The sequence below is a fragment of the Pedobacter sp. CG_S7 genome (assembly GCF_040544395.1).
Taxonomy (GTDB): Bacteria; Bacteroidota; Bacteroidia; order Sphingobacteriales; family Sphingobacteriaceae; genus Pedobacter.
The window spans coordinates 73,477-92,319 of record NZ_JBEONS010000001.1; the positions used below are offsets into that span (position 1 = coordinate 73,477).

Here is an 18,843-nt window from a genome sequence, read left to right on the forward strand (position 1 = left end):
CTGCTAGGCTATTTTTTGGTAGATGTTATTTTTTTTATCAATCACCCTGAATTTTTCAAATGCTGTATCTCTTAAAGATTCTTTAGAACCCAGGCATAAAAAGCCAAAATTAGCTAAACTATTATAGAAAAGCGTAATAACCTTTTTTTGAAGTTCTAAATTGAAGTAAATTAATACATTACGGCATGAAATTAATTGAAACTCATTAAATACCCCATCAGAGGCCAGGTTATGTTCAGAGAACAATATATTTTTCTTTAAAGAATGATTAATAGATGCGGCATTGTATTTTGCAGTATAGTAATCTGATAACGTATATTCTGCCTCGGTTTTTAAATAGTTTTCGGCATAAACTTTCATCTTATGGAGGTCATAGATACCAAGTTTAGCTTGTGCTAAAACATCCGAATTGATATCTGTTCCATAAAAGAAAGTTCTGTCATATATTTTTCCTTCAATAAATAAGATAGCGAAAGAATAGAGTTCTTCGCCAGAGGAGCAACCTGCATTCCACACTTTTATCTTTTGATAAGATTGCATATAGGGCATAACCTCATTTTTAATAGCTTTAAAGAAATCAGGATCACGAAACATTTCTGTCACATTTACGGTGACTTCCCTTATAAAAGATTCAAAATATTCCGGATTATTGGTCAATAGCGTACGCAGGTCAAAGATACTGAGGTGCTGTAATTCCATGATTCTTGAGACCCTCCTTTTTAATGAAGCACCTGAATACGAGCTGAAATCAAAATCATAAATATGTTTAATTAAGTTGTTTAAGCTCGAAAGCTCTTCGTAGGTAATGGTTTCTGGAATTGGTTCTAAACTATTTTTCATATTAACTTAACCAAACCCGCATCATGGATAGTAATTTATCTATATCTACCGGTTTAGAAATGTAATCATTTGCACCTGCTTCAATACATTTTTCTCTGTCTTGCTTCATAGCTTTGGCCGTTAGCGCAATTATAGGAAGTTTTTCGAATTCTTTATTCAGTCTGATAGTACGCATGGCCTCATAACCATCCATTTCAGGCATCATGATATCCATCAGCACAAGGTTGATGTTTTTTTCTTTTGTAAGTTTTTCCAGGGCTTCCCTTCCGTTATTAGCGATAACGATATTTAAATTGAACTCCTGTAAAGCACTGGAGAGGGCAAAAATATTACGCATATCATCATCAGCAATTAGGATGGTTTTCTGTTGAAAGGTGCTTTCAAAGCTTGGAATAAAAATAGAGTGCTGCTTGTCTTGTTTTTTAAGCTTATTAATAAACAAACTAACCTCATCAATCAATCTGTTATTTGATTTTGTTGATTTTAAGACCATGGCTTCTGTATATTTCATAATGTGCGCCATTTTTTTCTCATCAAGTTCCATTGCAGTATTGATAACAACGGGAATATGCATCAGCTGAGGCTGCATTTTAATTTTGTCCAATAAATCAAAACCAGAAATATCAGGAAGGTTTAAATCCAAAATAATACAATCAAAAATCCTGGATTTTAACAAGTCTAATGCTTGTTTGCCACTAAATGCCTGTGCAACTTCTATACCTTTATTCATCAGTTCTTCTTTCACAACCATGCTTTGCAGCTCCTGGTCTTCAATAAGCAGTACTGTTTTAAAGTTATATTTTAAGTGATAATGTTTAATGAAATTAAAGGCCTGGTCGAGATGTTCTATTTCTATAGGTTTTTTTAGGAATCCGATTGCACCTTCATGTTCAGCTTTATCTTCTCTTTCATCACCCGCAGACATCATGTGTACTGGGATATGTTTAGTTCTTGGATCTGCTTTTAATTTTTTTAGAATGGTCCATCCATCCATCACAGGTAACATGATGTCTAAAACAATAGCATCAGGAAGTTCTGAAAAGGCCATTTCTAAAGCCGTATCACCCCTGAAAGCAAGGATAGGATGGAATCCTTTTTCAATTGCATAATCTTTAAGTACGTTAGCAAATACTTCGTCATCCTCAACAATCAACATAACTTGCTCTTTCCCCTCGGGCGGTGTGGGAACTATTAACCCTTTCTTAGTAAATATTTCCGGTTTTGTTGTTTTGTTTACAACAGTAATATGTTGATCGGCTGTAAAAACCGCCGGTATAAACAAAGTAAAGCTACTTCCGGCACCAATAGCGCTTTCAAGTTGTATTTCTCCACCCAGAATTTTGGCTAGTTCTTTACTAATAGAAAGACCGAGTCCCGTACCTCCATATTTCCTGCTAGTAGAACCATCTGCCTGTTGGAAAGCCTCAAATATTAATTGTTGTTTTTCTGCTGGAATGCCTATCCCAGAATCCTTTACAGTAAGTGCAATAACTGCTTTTTCGTTATTTAATTGTGTGGAGTAGAAATTCTGTTTCGGATTTGCTTCAGCAATATCAAGCCTGATTTCTCCTTGGTTTGGCGTAAATTTAAAGGCATTTGATAATAGATTTTTAATAATCTGCTCCACACGGGTTAGGTCTGTGAGCAAGCGTTCTGGCATATTATCGGCTACATTTACCTGGAAATTTATGTTTTTGCTTTTGGCCAGTTCATTAAACAATGCTTCCATGTCGTGCTTAATTTCCAGCGGACTAACAGACTCAACGTTTAAATCCGTTTTTCCAGACTCTATTTTAGTTAGATCCAGAATGTCATTAATCAGGGTAAGAAGGTCGTTTCCTGCCTTGTGAATTATTCCTGCATACTTCACCTGGTCAGGATTCATATTCTGTGCTTTGTTCTCATTTAATATTCTGGCCAGAATTAAAATGCTGTTAAGAGGTGTTCTCAATTCATGGCTCATGTTGGCCAAAAATTCAGATTTATATTTGCTCGAAATGCTTAGTTCTTCTGCTTTGATATTTATAGCTTCATTTACTTTATTTATGGAGGCATTTCTATCTTCCAATTGTTCTGCTTTTTCTTTCAGCTCGACATTAGTTTGCTTTAATTCTTCTTGTTGAACTTTTAGCTCCTCTTCCGATGCCTGGAGTTGCTCAGATTTATAAACCAATTCATCATTTGTAGTCAGTAATTCTTCCTGCTGCGTTTCTAATTCTTCGGTCTGTTGTTGTAATTGGCGAAGCAGGTTTCGTAGCTTTATTCTGGCATCAGCACTGTTAATAGCAACAGCAATACTTTCGCCTATGGTTTGTAGAAATAAGATTCCAGCATGGTCAGGTGCTTTGTTTAGGCCTAATTCTATAACCGCTAAAGTTTTTCCATTAAACAAGATTGGACTAATGTAAACACATTGTGGTGCTGCATTGCCCAAACCAGAACTCACTTTAATATAATTTTCTGGAATTATATTAAATAATTTAGGGGCTTTTTCCAATGCCGCCTGACCTACTAATCCTTCACCATATTTATAAATCTGGATAGTTTCTTTATTTCGCTTGTAAGCATAGCTTCCAATAAGTTTAAGTGCGTTATGGTCTTCATCAGCCAAGAAGAAAATTCCGACAGGTGCATCCAGTACGTTGCATATTGTAGTAATTATATTGTTGCATAATTCTTCTAATCCTTGTTCTCCACGCAGTGCTTCATTGATGGTGGTTACGCTTGAAAGTAACCAGTTTTTTTCTGTATTTTCTGCTGATAATTTCAGGAGTTGCTTGTTGTTTTTGCGGATCTGGATTTCTATTAATTTTTGTTGATCAAAGGTTCTTTTGATGTAAGAGGACAAAAATAGGATTAGGCAAAAGATAATAATAGCACTTCCTACCACGGTATTAATGCTTTTTTCACTACTTCTTAGGGTTGCTTCCTTTCTTTGTGCAAGAAGTTTTTTTTCTGCATTAATGAGTTGATTAATAAATTTGTCGACGGTTTCCTTTAATTCTTTGCCCTTGTTAGTCAGGATTTTTTGAATAGCCTCATTTCTATCAATGTCATTATTAATCTGAAGAGTCTCTTTCATGAAGTTGCTTTTAAGGCTAACATATTTTTCAATAGAATCAACCTTTGCTACCTGTTCTGGACTATCAATGATCAAATTTCTCAGCTCGTTAATATTAAACAGTAATCCTTCTGTGTTTTTTGTATAAGGTACAAGATAGGGTGCCTGTTGGCTTAAAATATATCCCCGCATACTGCTTTCTGCAATAGTCAATTTCAGACCAATTTCTCCTGCGGTATTAATTACATTGTAGGTATGGTTTTTTAATTCAGATTCATGCGTTAATGATTTGACGCTATAATAAGAAGTTACTGCAGAGAACAGTACAAATATTAAAGAGATAATAAATCCGGTTAGAACTTGCTGTCTGAAAGTAAATTTAAACATTAGTAGAGGTATATTAATTCATTGACAATGTTAGTCAAAATATTTATGTTGGCGCTGTTAATCATATAGATTAATCTAAAAAGTAATTTAGATGTATATCTTTGCACATAAATGATAATATACGGTATCCCCAATTGTAATACAGTAAAAAAAACCCTTGACTGGTTAACGGTAAATGGTTTTGATTATGAGTTCCATAACTTTAAAAAAAATGGAATTAGCCCTGAAAAGTTAAACCAATGGTGTGCTATTTTTGGTTGGGAAACTGTGCTAAATAAAAAGGGCACCACCTGGAACAAGCTAAGTCTGGAAGAGCAAAAGGATGTTGTTGATCAAGCTTCGGTTGTTAGTTTTCTGCTAACCCATACCAGTGCTATAAAACGCCCAATTGTTGAGCAGAACGGTAAGGCTATATTGTTAAGTTTTAATGAGGGGCTATATAGCGAAGTTCTGAAGAACCCTTAATTGTTGTTGTTTTTGATATTTTATTTTAGATTTGCAACAATCGAAATGAGAAAATTAAATAAAGTTTCATATAACTTGGTGACAAAGCACTGATTTCTTAAATAGAATCTCTTTATTCCTGAGGCTTCAATTTTAGCTAAGGCAATTCCCCTATGTTTTCTTTTTTTACAATAATATTTAAGTATGTTTCTCCGTACTCGTTTTTTTGACTTTTCTCAAAAAGTTAACTACAGAACTGAAATTTTGGCAGGACTCACTGTGGCTATGACTATGATACCTGAATCTTTGTCTTTTGCTATTTTAGCAGGTTTTCCTCCTCTGGTAGGTTTATATGCTGCATTTATAATGGGACTGGTAACTTCAATTTTTGGAGGCCGTCCTGGGTTAATATCCGGTGGTGCCGGAGCAATAGTTGTTGTAATTATTGCCCTTATGCAAACTCATGGAATCGAATACGTATTTGCAGCAGTTGCACTGGCGGGTATCGTTCAAATTCTGGTGGGTTTATTTAAATTAGGTAAGTTTATTCGTTTAGTGCCACAGCCTGTAATGTATGGTTTTGTTAACGGTTTAGCGGTGATCATTTTTATGGCACAACTGGAGCAGTTTAAAACTGTTGTTGATGGGAAAGTGAGTTGGTTAATAGGCGAACCATTATTTATTATGGTTGGTTTGGTTGCATTAACGGTGGCTATTGTTGTCTTTTTTCCAAAAATAACTAAAGCGGTCCCATCATCACTGGTTGCGATCATTATTGTGTTTCTGATTGTTCTTGGTTTTGGCATAGACACCAAAACTGTAAGTGATATCGCTTCTGTAAGTGGTGGCTTTCCGCCATTCCATATTCCAAACATTCCATTTAGCCTGGAGGCGCTGCAAGTCATTCTTCCCTATGCAGTTATTATGGCAGCAGTTGGTTTAACCGAGGGGCTGCTTACCTTAAATGTAGTAGATGAAATTACAGGAACAAAGGGTAATGGCAATAGGGAGTGCATTGCTCAGGGCAGTGCAAATATTCTGAATGGTTTCTTTTTTGGAATGGGCGGTTGCCCAATGATTGCACAAACTTTAGTTAACCTTTCTGCAGGTGCGAGGGCCAGGCTCTCCGGAATCGTAGCCGCATTAACCATCTTATTGATTATTCTTTTTGGTGCCCCTATTATTGGCCTTCTGCCTATGGCTGCTCTTACTGGTGTAATGATCATGGTGGCCATTGGAACTTTTGAATGGGGAAGTTTTAAAATATTAAACAAAATGCCGAAGCAAGATATTTTTGTTGGCATTCTGGTGGCTGTAATTACTGTATGGCTCCATAATCTTGCCCTTGCCGTACTGATTGGTGTTGTCATTTCTGCATTGGTATTTGCATGGGAAAGTGCTAAGCGTATCAGGGCTAGGAAATATATTGATGACAAAGGGATTAAGCATTATGAAATATATGGGCCATTGTTTTTTGGTTCTGTAACGGCATTCACCGAAAAATTTAATGTGTTAGAAGACCCCGCAGAGGTCATTATTGATTTTAAGGATAGCAAAGTTACCGATATGTCTGCTATTGAAGCATTAAATAAATTGACTGAACGCTATCGGAAGGTAGATAAAAAGCTGCATTTAATGCATTTGAGTGAGGATTGTCGTCTTTTACTGAAAAATGCTAATGATGTAATAGTTGTTAATATTTACGAAGATCCAACTTACCATGTCGCCACTGATAAAGCGTAAAATTTTCAGTTGCTTATTGAACAATTAATTTTACAGAATCTGTATTTTACCTGCTTTTCAACCACCTGTTAAGTTTCAGCCGATCTACCTGATTAATAGTTTTTGAAAAAACTGGTTAACACTAGTATTAGGGTTTCTTGTTTTATTTATAGTATAGGCTGCATAAACAGATTTTAAACATTTATCGTTAATTTTTGTTAAATTAATGATTGAACACAGTAAACTATACTAAATTTGGCCATGGTAAAAAAAACGCTTTTATTCCTCATTCTTGTTCTGCCTTTAAATTTACTGGCACAAAGTTCCGTGAATGGGATCGTTTATGATTTTGAAAATAAAACCTTCCCATTACAACAAGTAGCCGTTAAAAACCTGACCAATAAACAAATTGCGGTTACCAAGGCTAGTGGTCAATTTACCATCTCTGCTAAAAAGGGTGATATTCTGGAGTTTTCTCTTGTGGGTTACCATGTGGATACTTTATACCTGACAGATTTAAAACCTAAAAAAATATTTCTTCCTTCTAATGCTAAAAGCCTGAAAGAAGTGGCTATTATAAGTACTAAACTTTCACCTTACCTTGATCTTGAAAACCCGAATGCCAGGGAAAGTAAGCGTATTTCTACGGATGGAATTGAGGGTAAAAGTAATAACGACAGGGCCGGCGGTTTACAATTTGCATTAGGTTATGGCAAGTACAAGCGTGAACAGGCCAAGATAAGGGTGTTGGAAGAACGGGATGCTTTTGAAACTGAAATCAAAAACAATTTCAACGAGCAGACGGTTTATGAATTGATTAAATTGAAGGGGAAGGAGCTAAAAGATTTCATCAATATGTTTAGGCCATCTGTTGCCTTAATAAAAAGCGAAAGGCCTTTTAACTATTCCTATTACATTGCACAAGCCTATCAAAGATGGCTTAAGTTACCTGCAGGGCAACGTATAACACCACCGATGCAGCCCCTTAAACGTAACAATTAAGCAATTAACCGTATTTTTAATGTTCCCAATACAGCAGTATCAAAATTGATTTGATACATTTACTGCTTTTAATATACCCTTAATTTTTAAATATGAATAGGACTATTATAAAACATTTTTTCGTTTTAATCTTATTGTGTACTTTTAGCATGACGAGCTGGGCACAGGTGCCCATAACGATAGCCGAAAGCAATTACGATCCACACGCTGCTTTTAGTCCTTTGTTTTATACGCAGAATGGTAACGAAAACCGTTCGGCAAGTGGCTATCCTGGGCCTAAATATTGGCAAAATCGTGCTGATTATATTATTAGCGCCAACCTTGATGAAATCAACAATACGATTAGCGGCGCTGTAACGATAACTTATACGAATAATAGTCCGGATAAACTTCCTTATATATGGTTACAACTCGATCAAAACTTGTTTGCTAAAGATTCCAGAGGAGCTTCTTTAATTCCAAGTGGTAGCCGTTATGGTTCACGCGGTGAAAAGTTGGATGGTGGCTATGTTATTAAAGGATTAACGATTTCACAGAAAGATACACCTAAAAATTTTGCTATAAAGGGATTGCCGGTTTCCTCGAGAAATAAAGCAGTAAAATTCACTACTATTATAGAAGATACCCGTATGCAGGTGCGTTTGGATGAGCCACTAGCAGCTAATGGTGGGGTAATTACACTGAAAATGGACTTTTCTTTTGTGATTCCTATTAACGGATCAGATAGAATGGGCCACCTGACCACACAAAACGGAGAAATCTTTACCATTGCACAATGGTATCCACGATTGAGTGTTTATGATGACGTAATGGGCTGGAATACCTTGCCTTATTGGGGTGCTGGAGAGTTTTATTGTGAATTTGGCGATGTAGACTTTACTGTAAATGCCCCAGCAAGTCACATTGTTATGGGTTCTGGTGAATTATTGAATCCGCAGGATGTGTTTACTGCCGAACAGCTTAAACGTTGGAATGCAGCAAAGAACAGTGATACTAAAATTGCTATCCGTGCAGAAGCAGAAGTGACTGACCCAAAATCACGTCCGGCAAAAGACAGGTTGACGTGGAAATTTAGAATGAAAAATACGCGTGATGTGGCCTTTGCTTCCTCAAAAGCTTTCGTATTGGATGCCGCACGTATCAATTTGCCAAGTGGTAAAAAAGCACTGGCCGTATCTGCACAACCAGTAGAAAGCAATGGCACCGATGCCTATGGCCGTGGTGTAGAATATGTAAAGGCATCTATCGAGCATTATTCTAACCAATGGTTTGAATATCCTTATCCTATGGCAATCAATATTGCAGCAAATGTTAGTGGTATGGAATATCCTGGTATTGTTTTCTGCGGATGGAAAGCTAAAGGTGGTAGTGTTTGGGGGGTGATAGATCATGAATTTGGACATACCTGGTTCCCAATGATTGTTGGTAGTAATGAGCGTAAATTTGGCTGGATGGATGAAGGGTTTAATACTTTCATCAACGGCTTGTCTTCTGCAGCTTTCAACAATGGTGAATACAAAGATCGCCCGCTCGATATGCACATGGTAGCTAAATTTCTTGCTAAGCCTGATGTGGAATACATCATGCTATCTCCCGATGCCATGCTTGAGAAAAATATAGGTATTAATTTATATGCTAAACCAGGTATGGGACTCGATTTGTTAAGAAATCAGATTTTAGGAGCTGATCGTTTTGATTATGCTTTTAAAACTTATATAAAAGAATGGGCTTTTAAACACCCAACACCTGTAGACTTTTTCCGCTCTATGGAAAATGGAGCAGGCGAGGACCTATCGTGGTTTTGGAAAGGTTGGTTCCTGGAGAATTGGAAAATGGACCAGGCCATCAATAGTGTTACTGTTTCAAAAAAGGATAATGTTGCCGACGGTTATAATATTGTGATCGCCAACCTGGAGAAAATGCCAATGCCTGTGCTTTTAACTATTACTTTAAAAAGTGGCAAAAAGGACTTGGTGAAATTGCCTGTAGATGTTTGGATGCGTAATAAAACCTGGACAGTTCATTATCCAACGGTTGAAGAGGTCGTGTCTGTTGTTTTAGATGCGGATAAAGTATTGCCAGATGTAAACCCAGACAATAACCACTGGCCAAAATAAGGTATATTACTGTGCTAATTTCTATGTAAAAGGCTGTATCACTTCAAAATGATGCAGCCTTTTACATTTACTGTAATTTGCTTTTGGAGAAGTGAGGATTGTTAGGACCTTGGTAGGTCGTTACCAGGTAACGACTTGGCAATTACAGGCTACAGGAAGGTTCTATTTATGCAACCCTACTATTCTCATTTTAAGGCTTAAACCAACAAATGAGTTTTGGCGGGAGCCTGATGCAGCATAGACACGACGTAAATATGGAATGGGCAGTCTGTGATGATTAATCACAGCAATGATGACGAAATAAAAGAGAGAAATAGAATGACTATAGGTTGATCATTGATATGGCTTCTAGGAAAATAGAGCACAAAAAGTCCCGTTGCATAAGCAAACGGGACTTTTTGTGCTCTAAACCAGATTAAGTGAGGCTTGAAAAAATGGATTTTATTTAAAAAAGCTTTCTTTCAGTTTTTGGGCATCCAATACCGCAGGCGGTACATCAAGTCGAATTAACCAGCCCTTTTGTTTCAATAAAGCGATTTCAGTTTTCGCTACGGAAAGGTCTTTGCCTTTTATAGGTTGGTTAAAAACCAGTGGAGCTTTCGGTTCTACACTTGCTGGCGTATAATAAAGTGCTTCCAGTCTAAATTTAGGCCAGAGTTGGATATCGCCCATGTTTGCAGAAAATATTTTTACAGCAGTATGAGGAGCGATAATCCCAGCAAATTCACCTTTAAAATGATCTCCTTTTTCAGTGCTGAAGGCCAGCAAAAATTGATAGGAAGTGTCATTCACTAAATGGAAATGAGCAATTACATTGCTGTGCTGGTCACTAACCAAACCCAGGTATACACCATCTTTTATGAATTCTGCCACAGGAACTATTGCCTGGGTCCTGTTTTGGACCAGGTTATTGTCATCAGGAATATCCCCATGTACCAAAGTAACTTTTGTAGCCATTACAGGAATTTCAAAATCATTGGAATCGGTTACACCGATCATGTCTTTATCAATAATACGGGTAATATAACCTTCAATATTTTCGTCGACAAAACGAACAAAATCACCTAATTTTAATTGCATAGTTCAAATTTAGTTATTACTTGCTAATTTTACACTATGGAAAAGGTAGAAGAACAAGTGAACAACCCCCTTCATGGTAAGACACTTGAGTTTATAGTGAAACAGTTAGTCTGGCATTATGGATGGCCTGAGATGGGTAAATTGGTACGTATTGATTGTTTCAATAATAACCCTACATTAAATTCCAGTCTAAAATTTTTACGTAAAACAGACTGGGCACGTAAGAAGGTAGAGAAACTCTATTTGGATACTTTTAAGTAAGGTGTACCTTACTGTATTAACACCATATCCCTCTCAATCTCAGAAAAAATCTACTTGTTGAAAACCTGATTAGGGTAGTTTGCCCTTTTGCGGGCAAATATTGCAGAAAGCACGCAAAAAGTAGATTTTATTTTCTTTAAGTATTTGATTTATAAATCTTATTCTCTTACCTTTGCATTCCCTTTATTAGGGGTAAAGTTTTTAAATTTTAATAGAAAAACAAAAAAAACAATGCCAACCATTCAACAATTAGTTAGAAAAGGTAGAGTAGCACTGGAGTTCAAGAGTAAGTCTCCTGCGTTGGACAGCTGTCCACAGCGAAGAGGTGTATGTACACGTGTATATACCACTACCCCTAAAAAACCAAACTCAGCAATGCGTAAAGTTGCCCGTGTACGTTTAACCAATGGTAAAGAGGTGAATGCCTATATACCTGGTGAAGGTCACAATTTACAGGAGCACTCCATTGTATTGATCCGTGGTGGTCGTGTTAAAGATTTACCAGGAGTACGTTACCACATTATTCGTGGAGCATTAGATACTTCAGGAGTAGCAGGTCGTAACCAACGTCGTTCAAAATATGGTACTAAACGTCCTAAACCAGGTCAAGTAGCAGCGGCACCAACAAAAGGTAAAAAGAAATAATTAGGAGGAACAACAAATGAGAAAGTCGAAACCAAAAAAGAGAATTATCCTTCCTGATCCAAAATTTAACGATGTTCAGGTGACCCGTTTTGTAAACAATATGATGTTTGACGGAAAAAAATCTATTGCTTATTCTATCTTTTACGATGCTGTTGAATTAGCGGAGAAAAAAGTAGGAGAGAGTGGATTAGAAATATGGAAACGTGCATTAACTAACGTTATGCCTGCAGTAGAGGTTAAATCTCGTCGTGTAGGTGGTGCAAACTTCCAGGTGCCTACAGAAGTAAGACCTGACCGTAAGATTGCTTTAGGCATGAAATGGTTAATTTCTTATGCTCGTAAACGTGGTGAAAAAACCATGAAAGAAAAATTAGCAGGTGAAATTGTTTCAGCAGCTAAAGGTGAAGGTGCAGCAGTTAAGAAAAAAGAAGATACGCATAAAATGGCTGAAGCCAACAAAGCATTCTCCCATTTCCGTTTCTAAAATAGAATCATAATATAATGTCAAGAGATTTAAAATACACAAGAAACATAGGAATTGCGGCTCACATTGATGCGGGTAAAACCACAACAACTGAGCGTATTCTTTATTATGCTGGTGTTAGTCATAAAATTGGTGAAGTGCACGAAGGTGCAGCAACTATGGACTGGATGGCACAAGAGCAGGAGCGTGGTATTACTATTACATCTGCTGCTACTACGGTAGACTGGAATTACAGAGGTGATAAATACCATGTTAACGTTATTGATACACCAGGACACGTTGATTTTACCGTAGAGGTAAATCGTTCATTACGTGTATTAGATGGTTTAGTGTTTTTGTTTTCAGCAGTTGATGGTGTTGAGCCTCAATCTGAAACCAACTGGCGTTTAGCTAATAACTATAATGTACCACGTATCGGTTTTGTTAACAAAATGGACCGTTCAGGTGCTGATTTCCTTAAGGTTGTTGCACAGGTTAAAAGTATGTTAGGTAGCAATGCAGTTCCATTGCAGTTACCTATCGGTTCTGAGGATAGCTTTAAAGGTGTAGTTGATTTAATTAACAACCGTGGTATTGTTTGGAATGAGCATGATAAAGGGATGACCTTTACTGAAGTGCCAATTCCAGAAGATATGCTTGATGAAGTTGCCGAATGGAGAGAGAAATTGCTTGAATCTGTAGCTGATTATGATGAGTCTTTGATGGAGAAATTCTTCGAAGCTCCTGAATCGATCACAGAGCGTGAAATTTTAGACGCATTACGTAAAGCTGTTTTGGATGCTAAAATTGTACCCATGGTTTGTGGTTCATCTTTCAAAAACAAAGGTGTACAAACCATGCTAGATTACGTGATGGAATTATTGCCATCGCCAATGGATGTAGACGCTATTGTAGGTACAAACCCAGATACAGGTGAAGAAGTTAAACGTAAACCAAGTGTAAAAGAGCCTTTTGCAGCTTTGGCATTTAAAATTGCAACAGATCCTTTCGTTGGTCGTTTGTGCTTTATCCGTGTGTATTCAGGTAACCTTGAAGCAGGTTCTTACGTATATAATGCTCGTTCTGAGAATAAAGAGCGTATTTCCCGTATCTTCCAAATGCATGCAAACAAGCAAAACCCAATTCCTAATGTAGGTGCTGGTGATATTGCTGCGGTTGTAGGCTTTAAAGATATCAAAACTGGAGATACTCTTTGCGATGAGAAAAACCCAATCGTTCTTGAGTCAATGAATTTCCCTGAGCCAGTTATCGGTTTAGCTATTGAGCCTAAAACTCAAGCTGACGTAGATAGATTAGGTATGGGCTTAGCTAAATTGGCTGAAGAAGATCCTACCTTTAAGGTACAAACTGATCAGGAAACTGGCCAGACTGTTATCTCTGGTATGGGTGAGCTTCACTTAGATATCCTTATTGACCGCTTAAAACGTGAGTTTAAAGTGGAAGTTAACCAGGGAGCTCCTCAGGTTGCTTACAAAGAGGCTATTACAGGTTCAACTCAACACCGTGAAACGTATAAAAAACAAACTGGTGGTCGCGGTAAATTTGCCGACATCCAGGTTATTATATCGCCAATAGATGCTGATTTTGAAAAAGGTGGCTTGCAATTCGTAAACGAAATTGTTGGTGGTTCAATTCCTCGTGAATTTATCCCTTCGGTAGAGAAAGGTTTTGCATCTGCAATGTCTAATGGTGTTGTTGCTGGTTACCCGCTTCCTGATATGAAAGTACGTTTGATTGATGGTTCATTCCACGCAGTCGATTCAGATGCTTTATCTTTCGAGATTGCAGCTCGTTCTGCTTTCCGTGAAGCTTTACCTAAATGTAAACCGGTATTAATGGAGCCAATCATGAAAATTGAAGTGCTTACACCGGAAGAAAATATGGGTGATGTTATGGGAGATTTAAACCGTCGTCGTGGTCAGCTGCAAGGTATGGACACGCGTGCTGGTTCTCAGGTAATTAAAGCTTTGGTTCCACTTTCAGAAATGTTCGGTTATGTAACGCAGTTACGTACCATTACTTCTGGTCGTGCAACGTCTACTATGGAATTTGATCACTACGATCCAGCTCCTAAAAACGTTCAGGAAGAGGTAATTGCAAAAGCAAAAGGTAAAGTTAAATCTTCGGATTAATAATAATAAATCGGCCGCCTGTTATTAATAGCTCTAACAGGCAGCCTTAAATAAACAAATAAGATGAGCCAAAGAATCAGAATCAAATTAAAATCTTACGATTATAATTTAGTAGATAAATCTGCTGAGAAAATCGTTAAAACTGTTAAACCTACAGGTGCAGTGGTAAGCGGACCAATTCCGTTGCCAACAGAAAAGAAAATCTTTACTGTTTTGCGTTCACCACACGTGAACAAAAAAGCTAGAGAGCAGTTTCAATTGTGTGCATACAAACGTTTGTTAGATATTTATAGCTCTAACTCAAAAACAGTTGATGCTTTGATGAAACTTGAATTACCTAGTGGTGTTGAAGTAGAAATTAAAGTTTAATTATACTCCAAAATAAAAAAAGGCGCTTCAGCAATGAAGCGCCTTTTTTTATATCCTATTCTTCACTTGGTTATTTCAGCCAAACCTGTTGCGTAAAGGCACCATTAATGGCGGCATCCCATACTTCTACTCTTACCCATTTTCTATTCTTCAGGTCTGCTGTAAAATCGAATTTTTGCTTACCGAAGGCATGTGTATTTCGCAAATCAATCTTCTGACGATAAACCTCCTTACCATCTCCGGAAATGATCTCCGCAAAATTTAAGGGAAAGGTCCAGTCAATCTCCAAAGTAATTTTTGCTTTTCCATTTTTATCCAGCTGTGCCTCCTCTCCGGATTTTTTGCCATTTACCGTAAATGTTGGCAGCAGCACCTCACCTGTGGAAACAAAGAAACGACCAGTCTCCATTGCATCCAGAACAGGTTGCCAGCCCTGTTCAAATTTAGGTAGCTGGTCTAGCTGAATATAGTTTATATTAAGGTGTCCATATAGCTCGTAACCTGGTTCGAGCTTAAATAAGTCTGCTTCACCGATCACATGTTTCCTATGCCCCCAATTCGCCATATCGTCCATCAGATCCAGCACTCTTTTTCCAAGCCTTGGCTGGGATAAATCGGCAGGTATTGACTTCCATGCAGCACCTAAAAAACGATCAGATTGAAAGAACTTCTCTTCTTTATATTTATCGGGAAAACCTGTGGATCCTTTAGTTCTGGCATGGGCTGTCCAGGCTAATCCCTTTTCAACCTCTAACAACTTCAACATGTCCTCTTTATTCCTAACCCTGTATACTTTACCATAACCTTTAATTTCTTCTACAAACGGCTGGTCCGGTGTCCTCGACATGATCCAATATACTGGCTTTGGAAAGATATTCATCCAATGACCACCAAAATAGCTATTAGGTTCTTCTCCGGGCAGCAACAAAAAGTCACCTTCAGATAAACGCTTACATTCTTCAAACATTTTCTGAAACTCTGTTAAGCGTAGCGGACCAGTATCTCTGGGATTTCCAGCCAAGTGAAATTCACCCAGATGTACAATGTTAACGCCTGTATTTCTAAGTAACTTTACAAAACCCGGCATCTCAGGAATAGGTTTATGCGTGAGTACATCATCTATATGTTCGGTATGAAAATGGCTAGCCATCGTATAATAGCCATTCAGCGGTTTGTAGGTGTCATCATGTGTGAACTTTTTTACATCCTCCAACACTTTTCCATCTTTCTCAGCACTTAATAAACAAAAGAAATTCAGCCTTTGACGAGTGGCGGGTGGTGCATTAAACCAGGGAACCCACCGGCGGTCGCCCATGAGATCTTGCCTGATCCCTAAGCCAAAAGATGGTGCCATTTGACGGTAGTTGGCTCCATACCAGGTGAATTTCAAGTTATAGGCATTATCCAAGGGATAAAAATATTGATGAGGAGGTGGAAATACAGCTATGCTTCCGCCTTTAGTTTCACCTATGATCGTACGGTATTTTACAGCTACGTCCTGGCTTTCAGCTTGCACATCTGCTTTAACGGCCTGAAGATAATTTTCAGGATCAGCCCAGAGTAGCTGGGTCCAGGTATCATTCGCTGCACTAGTTAATCCGGCATCATAAATAATAGCTGTAGAATCTTTCTGTGTACTCATAACTGCAGCAATATTTAATAATGGGCTTCCATTGAACAAAGTGATTTCCAAATCTCCGGTAAAATCACCAGCTGTAGCTCAGGAGATTATAATTTGTACACGGGCACCTGAAGTTTTAACTTCTACACTATTTTTATTCAGATGGAGTGCATAGGATTTATGCGGTAGATAAGCTGTTTTATCGAAGAATATATTCCAGCCATTTTGTGACACAAGATCACGCTTACCAACAGTAAGTATAAAAGCAGGATCTATATTGGATGCAATTTCTTTAAACACTCCATCCTGCCTCAGCTGTAAGCTGTTAATTAATGGATTTTCTTTAGTAAGGTCAATTCTTATTTTGCCAGCATTGGTTTCATCTGTAGGCCAGATCACTTCAAGAATGTTCCCTGTAATCTTAGCCGATCCATCTTCTCTTTTTTCATAGCCAGATAGCTTTACCGGGATTTGTGCTTTTAATAGTATCGTACTTAATAGTAATACAATTAGAATAGTTTTTTTCATCGGCTTATATTTGGTTTTTATTGGTTTCTAATCCGTACTTTTATTGTAAAGCTATAATTTATTATCAAATTAACTATTACAACATATTACAATTTTGTAGAAACACAGGTAGATAGCTATGATTTGGGGAGATCCATTTGGTGGAAAGTTACTGAATTTAACTAACGAAAAAGGCTGCCAGAGACAGCCTTTTTCGTTAGTTAAATTCAGTTTCTTAATTACCTTCCGGTACTTCTGTACTCTTCAAATTTGTTACGCTCGTCTTGCAACTCTCTTGCTAGCTTTTTTTCTTTGTCATTTGTCTTCATTTTATAGTTCTGGAATTCACTGGAAATTTCATTGTACAAATTGGACCTGTATTTAGCTTCATGGTTGAGTTTAGTAGAGCGGATGACAATAAAAGCAAGCGCCAGACCTAATCCAATTATTAAGGTCCAAACAATAGTATTGTAATTGGACTTGCTAAAGGATATACCCAGAAATGTGATTTCATTCAACTTTGTGTTCAAAGTGGTTAGTGCACTATCTTTTCCATCTATTAGTTCTTTTAAGTCGATGATACTTTTTTGCTGTTCGGTAATTTTGGTGCGGGCATTATATAATTCTTTTCTTTCTGAATTTAAAGTATCCCTAACATTTCTCCAAAAAGAGGCAAGTCTTCCTGCGTTAATCAATTTGTTGCCATCTGCAGACCTTGATTTGCTGAGCATTAATTGGTATTGTCCTTGCAAAGAAGGGTCAACCTTCGTGCTATCTTGCGCATAAGTGTTTGGTGACAGGAAGGCGAAGCATATCACAGCGATAAATGGAAGTATAATTTTTTTCATAACCTTATTTTGTTCTGTTAATTTAACAATAAAAATTTAAATTTATTGTGTTTTGAAGGCAGATGTTATATTTGTAACAATGTCTGTTCTATTGTTCACAGTTATCGTTTTATGTGGTGCTTTTCTGGCTGGTTTAGTGGGCTCCCTAACTGGTCTGGGAGGAGGAGTTATTATTATTCCGTTATTGACACTCGTGCTTGGTGTAGATATTCATTATGCTATAGGAGCCTCAATTGTCTCGGTAATAGCTACTTCATCTGGTTCTGCAGCGGCTTATGTAAAGGAAGGTATCACCAATATCCGTATAGGGATGTTTCTTGAAATTGCAACCACAGTTAGTGCAATTTTTGGTGCTGTGGTAACAGTTTATATCAACACAGGTTACATAGCTGTTTTATTTGGCATAATATTAATATTTTCTGCAGTCATGATGGTCCGTAAAAAAACAGATCATACAGAAGGCATAGCGGGTAGTCACCTCGCCGGATTATTAAGGTTGAACGGCAGTTATCCAACTGCTAATGGAATTAAATATTATGGTGTACATAATGTAGTTGGCGGTTTTATCATCATGTTTTTTGCGGGTATAATTTCTGGCCTGCTGGGAATCGGTTCTGGTGCATTAAAGGTTTTAGCAATGGATAATGTGATGCGTTTGCCCTTTAAAGTTTCTACAACTACGAGTAACTTCATGATGGGAGTTACTGCGGCGGCCAGTGCGGTAGTTTATTTGCACCGTGGTCAAATTGACCCGGGTATTGCTATGCCTGTTACCATAGGGGTTCTATGCGGGGCTACCATAGGTTCAAAAATTCTGGTTCGCACGAATACTGATAAACTTAAAATTATTTTCGCTGTTGTGGTTGTGTTTTTAGCATTGCAAATGGTTTATAACGGCTTATCTGGAAGGTTATGAAAAAATTAGCTAGAAATTACCTGGCCGATCGGGATATACAAATTGTTTTAGGGACTTTATTAAGGGTAGGGGTTATTTTATCAATGACAGTAGTCCTGATAGGTGGTTTACTTTATCTGTCTTATTTCCATAGTGATGTTGTGGACTACAGCGTATTTAAGCCTTTGAATAATAAATACGCCTCTCTGGAAGCTGTTTTTAAAGGTTTATACGCTATGGATAGCAGAGCAATTATACAGTTTGGAACACTTTTGTTAATTTTTACACCAATTACAAGGGTCGTGTTTTCTATCTTTAGCTTTCTAATTGAGAGAGATTATTTATATGTGCTCATCGGTTTATTTGTGCTTGGTGTAATCCTATTCAGTTTAAGCAATAAATTGGTTGGCTAAATATTATTTTGTCAA

Annotated in this window: 17 protein-coding genes; 11 read left to right on the plus strand and 6 right to left on the minus strand. The window is 37.4% G+C overall.

Annotated elements, in window-relative coordinates:
* Positions 1–3 precede the first annotated feature (3 nt).
* On the minus strand, positions 4–840 hold the full coding sequence (locus AAKU52_RS00320; RefSeq protein WP_354329013.1) for a CheR family methyltransferase: 837 nt from the start codon (positions 838–840) through the stop codon (positions 4–6).
* Position 841: 1 nt separating this feature from the next.
* Positions 842–4,288 carry a response regulator gene (locus AAKU52_RS00325; protein WP_354329015.1) on the minus strand — a complete coding sequence of 1,149 codons (3,447 nt, stop codon included), beginning with the start codon at positions 4,286–4,288 and terminating at the stop codon, positions 842–844.
* Between the two features lie 111 nt (positions 4,289–4,399).
* On the opposite strand from AAKU52_RS00325, the gene AAKU52_RS00330 reads away from it, so the two are divergent.
* The 4 genes from AAKU52_RS00330 to AAKU52_RS00345 all read left to right on the plus strand — a co-directional run bounded on the left by AAKU52_RS00330 (position 4,400) and on the right by AAKU52_RS00345 (position 9,573).
* Positions 4,400–4,753 (plus strand): arsenate reductase, encoded by a 354-nt coding sequence (locus AAKU52_RS00330; protein WP_354329017.1) that lies wholly within the window; start codon positions 4,400–4,402, stop codon positions 4,751–4,753.
* 183 nt (positions 4,754–4,936) lie between these two features.
* Entirely contained in the window at positions 4,937–6,475 is a 1,539-nt protein-coding gene (locus tag AAKU52_RS00335) for a SulP family inorganic anion transporter (protein ID WP_354329019.1), read from the plus strand.
* A gap of 240 nt (positions 6,476–6,715) precedes the next feature.
* A complete protein-coding gene (locus tag AAKU52_RS00340) occupies positions 6,716–7,456 on the plus strand; it encodes a hypothetical protein (RefSeq protein WP_354329021.1) in 741 nt (246 codons plus the stop codon).
* A 92-nt stretch (positions 7,457–7,548) separates the two neighbouring features.
* Positions 7,549–9,573, plus strand: coding sequence for a M1 family metallopeptidase (locus AAKU52_RS00345; RefSeq protein WP_354329023.1), 2,025 nt, complete (start codon positions 7,549–7,551; stop codon positions 9,571–9,573).
* 441 nt (positions 9,574–10,014) lie between these two features.
* On the opposite strand, the gene AAKU52_RS00350 is transcribed toward AAKU52_RS00345, so the two are convergent.
* Positions 10,015–10,653 carry a DUF8465 domain-containing protein gene (locus tag AAKU52_RS00350; RefSeq protein WP_354329025.1) on the minus strand — a complete coding sequence of 213 codons (639 nt, stop codon included), beginning with the start codon at positions 10,651–10,653 and terminating at the stop codon, positions 10,015–10,017.
* 36 nt (positions 10,654–10,689) lie between these two features.
* Here AAKU52_RS00350 and AAKU52_RS00355 point away from each other — a divergent pair, with 36 nt between their 5' ends.
* The 5 genes from AAKU52_RS00355 to rpsJ all read left to right on the plus strand — a co-directional run bounded on the left by AAKU52_RS00355 (position 10,690) and on the right by rpsJ (position 14,544).
* Positions 10,690–10,914, plus strand: a complete 225-nt coding sequence (locus AAKU52_RS00355; protein WP_354329027.1) for a VF530 family protein — start codon at positions 10,690–10,692, stop codon at positions 10,912–10,914.
* A 231-nt stretch (positions 10,915–11,145) separates the two neighbouring features.
* Entirely contained in the window at positions 11,146–11,559 is a 414-nt protein-coding gene (rpsL, locus tag AAKU52_RS00360; protein WP_008244597.1) for a 30S ribosomal protein S12, read from the plus strand.
* A gap of 16 nt (positions 11,560–11,575) precedes the next feature.
* Positions 11,576–12,043, plus strand: coding sequence for a 30S ribosomal protein S7 (gene rpsG, locus AAKU52_RS00365; protein ID WP_354329029.1), 468 nt, complete (start codon positions 11,576–11,578; stop codon positions 12,041–12,043).
* Between the two features lie 17 nt (positions 12,044–12,060).
* A complete protein-coding gene (fusA, locus tag AAKU52_RS00370; protein WP_354329031.1) occupies positions 12,061–14,175 on the plus strand; it encodes an elongation factor G in 2,115 nt (704 codons plus the stop codon).
* A gap of 63 nt (positions 14,176–14,238) precedes the next feature.
* Positions 14,239–14,544 (plus strand): 30S ribosomal protein S10, encoded by a 306-nt coding sequence (gene rpsJ, locus AAKU52_RS00375; protein WP_008244591.1) that lies wholly within the window; start codon positions 14,239–14,241, stop codon positions 14,542–14,544.
* Positions 14,545–14,614: 70 nt separating this feature from the next.
* Here the strand turns inward: rpsJ and AAKU52_RS00380 are convergent, their stop codons facing one another.
* The 3 genes from AAKU52_RS00380 to AAKU52_RS00390 form a co-directional block, all read right to left on the minus strand.
* Positions 14,615–16,186 (minus strand): CehA/McbA family metallohydrolase domain-containing protein, encoded by a 1,572-nt coding sequence (locus AAKU52_RS00380; RefSeq protein ID WP_354329033.1) that lies wholly within the window; start codon positions 16,184–16,186, stop codon positions 14,615–14,617.
* Between the two features lie 78 nt (positions 16,187–16,264).
* Entirely contained in the window at positions 16,265–16,693 is a 429-nt protein-coding gene (locus AAKU52_RS00385) for a hypothetical protein (RefSeq protein ID WP_354329035.1), read from the minus strand.
* A gap of 218 nt (positions 16,694–16,911) precedes the next feature.
* Positions 16,912–17,520: a hypothetical protein gene (locus tag AAKU52_RS00390; RefSeq protein ID WP_354329037.1), complete on the minus strand. Its 609-nt coding sequence runs from the start codon at positions 17,518–17,520 to the stop codon at positions 16,912–16,914.
* Positions 17,521–17,599: 79 nt separating this feature from the next.
* Between AAKU52_RS00390 and AAKU52_RS00395 the strand changes: the two genes are divergently transcribed.
* On the plus strand, positions 17,600–18,436 hold the full coding sequence (locus tag AAKU52_RS00395; protein WP_354329039.1) for a sulfite exporter TauE/SafE family protein: 837 nt from the start codon (positions 17,600–17,602) through the stop codon (positions 18,434–18,436).
* The gene (locus AAKU52_RS00400; protein WP_354329041.1) at positions 18,433–18,828 is read left to right on the plus strand and encodes a DUF1634 domain-containing protein; all 396 of its coding nucleotides are present in this window, start codon (positions 18,433–18,435) and stop codon (positions 18,826–18,828) included. Before AAKU52_RS00395 ends, AAKU52_RS00400 begins: the two co-directional genes overlap by 4 nt.
* Positions 18,829–18,843: the final 15 nt, after the last annotated feature.

Bases quoted from the DNA above. Each gene is read 5' to 3' on its own strand.
- AAKU52_RS00345 (WP_354329023.1), top strand. From the start codon at position 7,549: ATGAATAGGACTATTATAAAACATTTTTTCGTTTTAATCTTATTGTGT.
- rpsL (WP_008244597.1), top strand. From the start codon at position 11,146: ATGCCAACCATTCAACAATTAGTTAGAAAAGGTAGAGTAGCACTGGAG.
- AAKU52_RS00395 (WP_354329039.1), top strand. From the start codon at position 17,600: ATGTCTGTTCTATTGTTCACAGTTATCGTTTTATGTGGTGCTTTTCTG.
- AAKU52_RS00325 (WP_354329015.1), bottom strand. From the start codon at position 4,288: ATGTTTAAATTTACTTTCAGACAGCAAGTTCTAACCGGATTTATTATC.
- AAKU52_RS00390 (WP_354329037.1), bottom strand. From the start codon at position 17,520: ATGAAAAAAATTATACTTCCATTTATCGCTGTGATATGCTTCGCCTTC.
- fusA (WP_354329031.1), top strand. From the start codon at position 12,061: ATGTCAAGAGATTTAAAATACACAAGAAACATAGGAATTGCGGCTCAC.
- AAKU52_RS00320 (WP_354329013.1), bottom strand. From the start codon at position 840: ATGAAAAATAGTTTAGAACCAATTCCAGAAACCATTACCTACGAAGAG.
- AAKU52_RS00335 (WP_354329019.1), top strand. From the start codon at position 4,937: ATGTTTCTCCGTACTCGTTTTTTTGACTTTTCTCAAAAAGTTAACTAC.
- AAKU52_RS00340 (WP_354329021.1), top strand. From the start codon at position 6,716: ATGGTAAAAAAAACGCTTTTATTCCTCATTCTTGTTCTGCCTTTAAAT.
- AAKU52_RS00380 (WP_354329033.1), bottom strand. From the start codon at position 16,186: ATGAGTACACAGAAAGATTCTACAGCTATTATTTATGATGCCGGATTA.
- AAKU52_RS00385 (WP_354329035.1), bottom strand. From the start codon at position 16,693: ATGAAAAAAACTATTCTAATTGTATTACTATTAAGTACGATACTATTA.
- AAKU52_RS00355 (WP_354329027.1), top strand. From the start codon at position 10,690: ATGGAAAAGGTAGAAGAACAAGTGAACAACCCCCTTCATGGTAAGACA.
- AAKU52_RS00330 (WP_354329017.1), top strand. From the start codon at position 4,400: ATGATAATATACGGTATCCCCAATTGTAATACAGTAAAAAAAACCCTT.
- AAKU52_RS00400 (WP_354329041.1), top strand. From the start codon at position 18,433: ATGAAAAAATTAGCTAGAAATTACCTGGCCGATCGGGATATACAAATT.
- AAKU52_RS00350 (WP_354329025.1), bottom strand. From the start codon at position 10,653: ATGCAATTAAAATTAGGTGATTTTGTTCGTTTTGTCGACGAAAATATT.
- rpsG (WP_354329029.1), top strand. From the start codon at position 11,576: ATGAGAAAGTCGAAACCAAAAAAGAGAATTATCCTTCCTGATCCAAAA.
- rpsJ (WP_008244591.1), top strand. From the start codon at position 14,239: ATGAGCCAAAGAATCAGAATCAAATTAAAATCTTACGATTATAATTTA.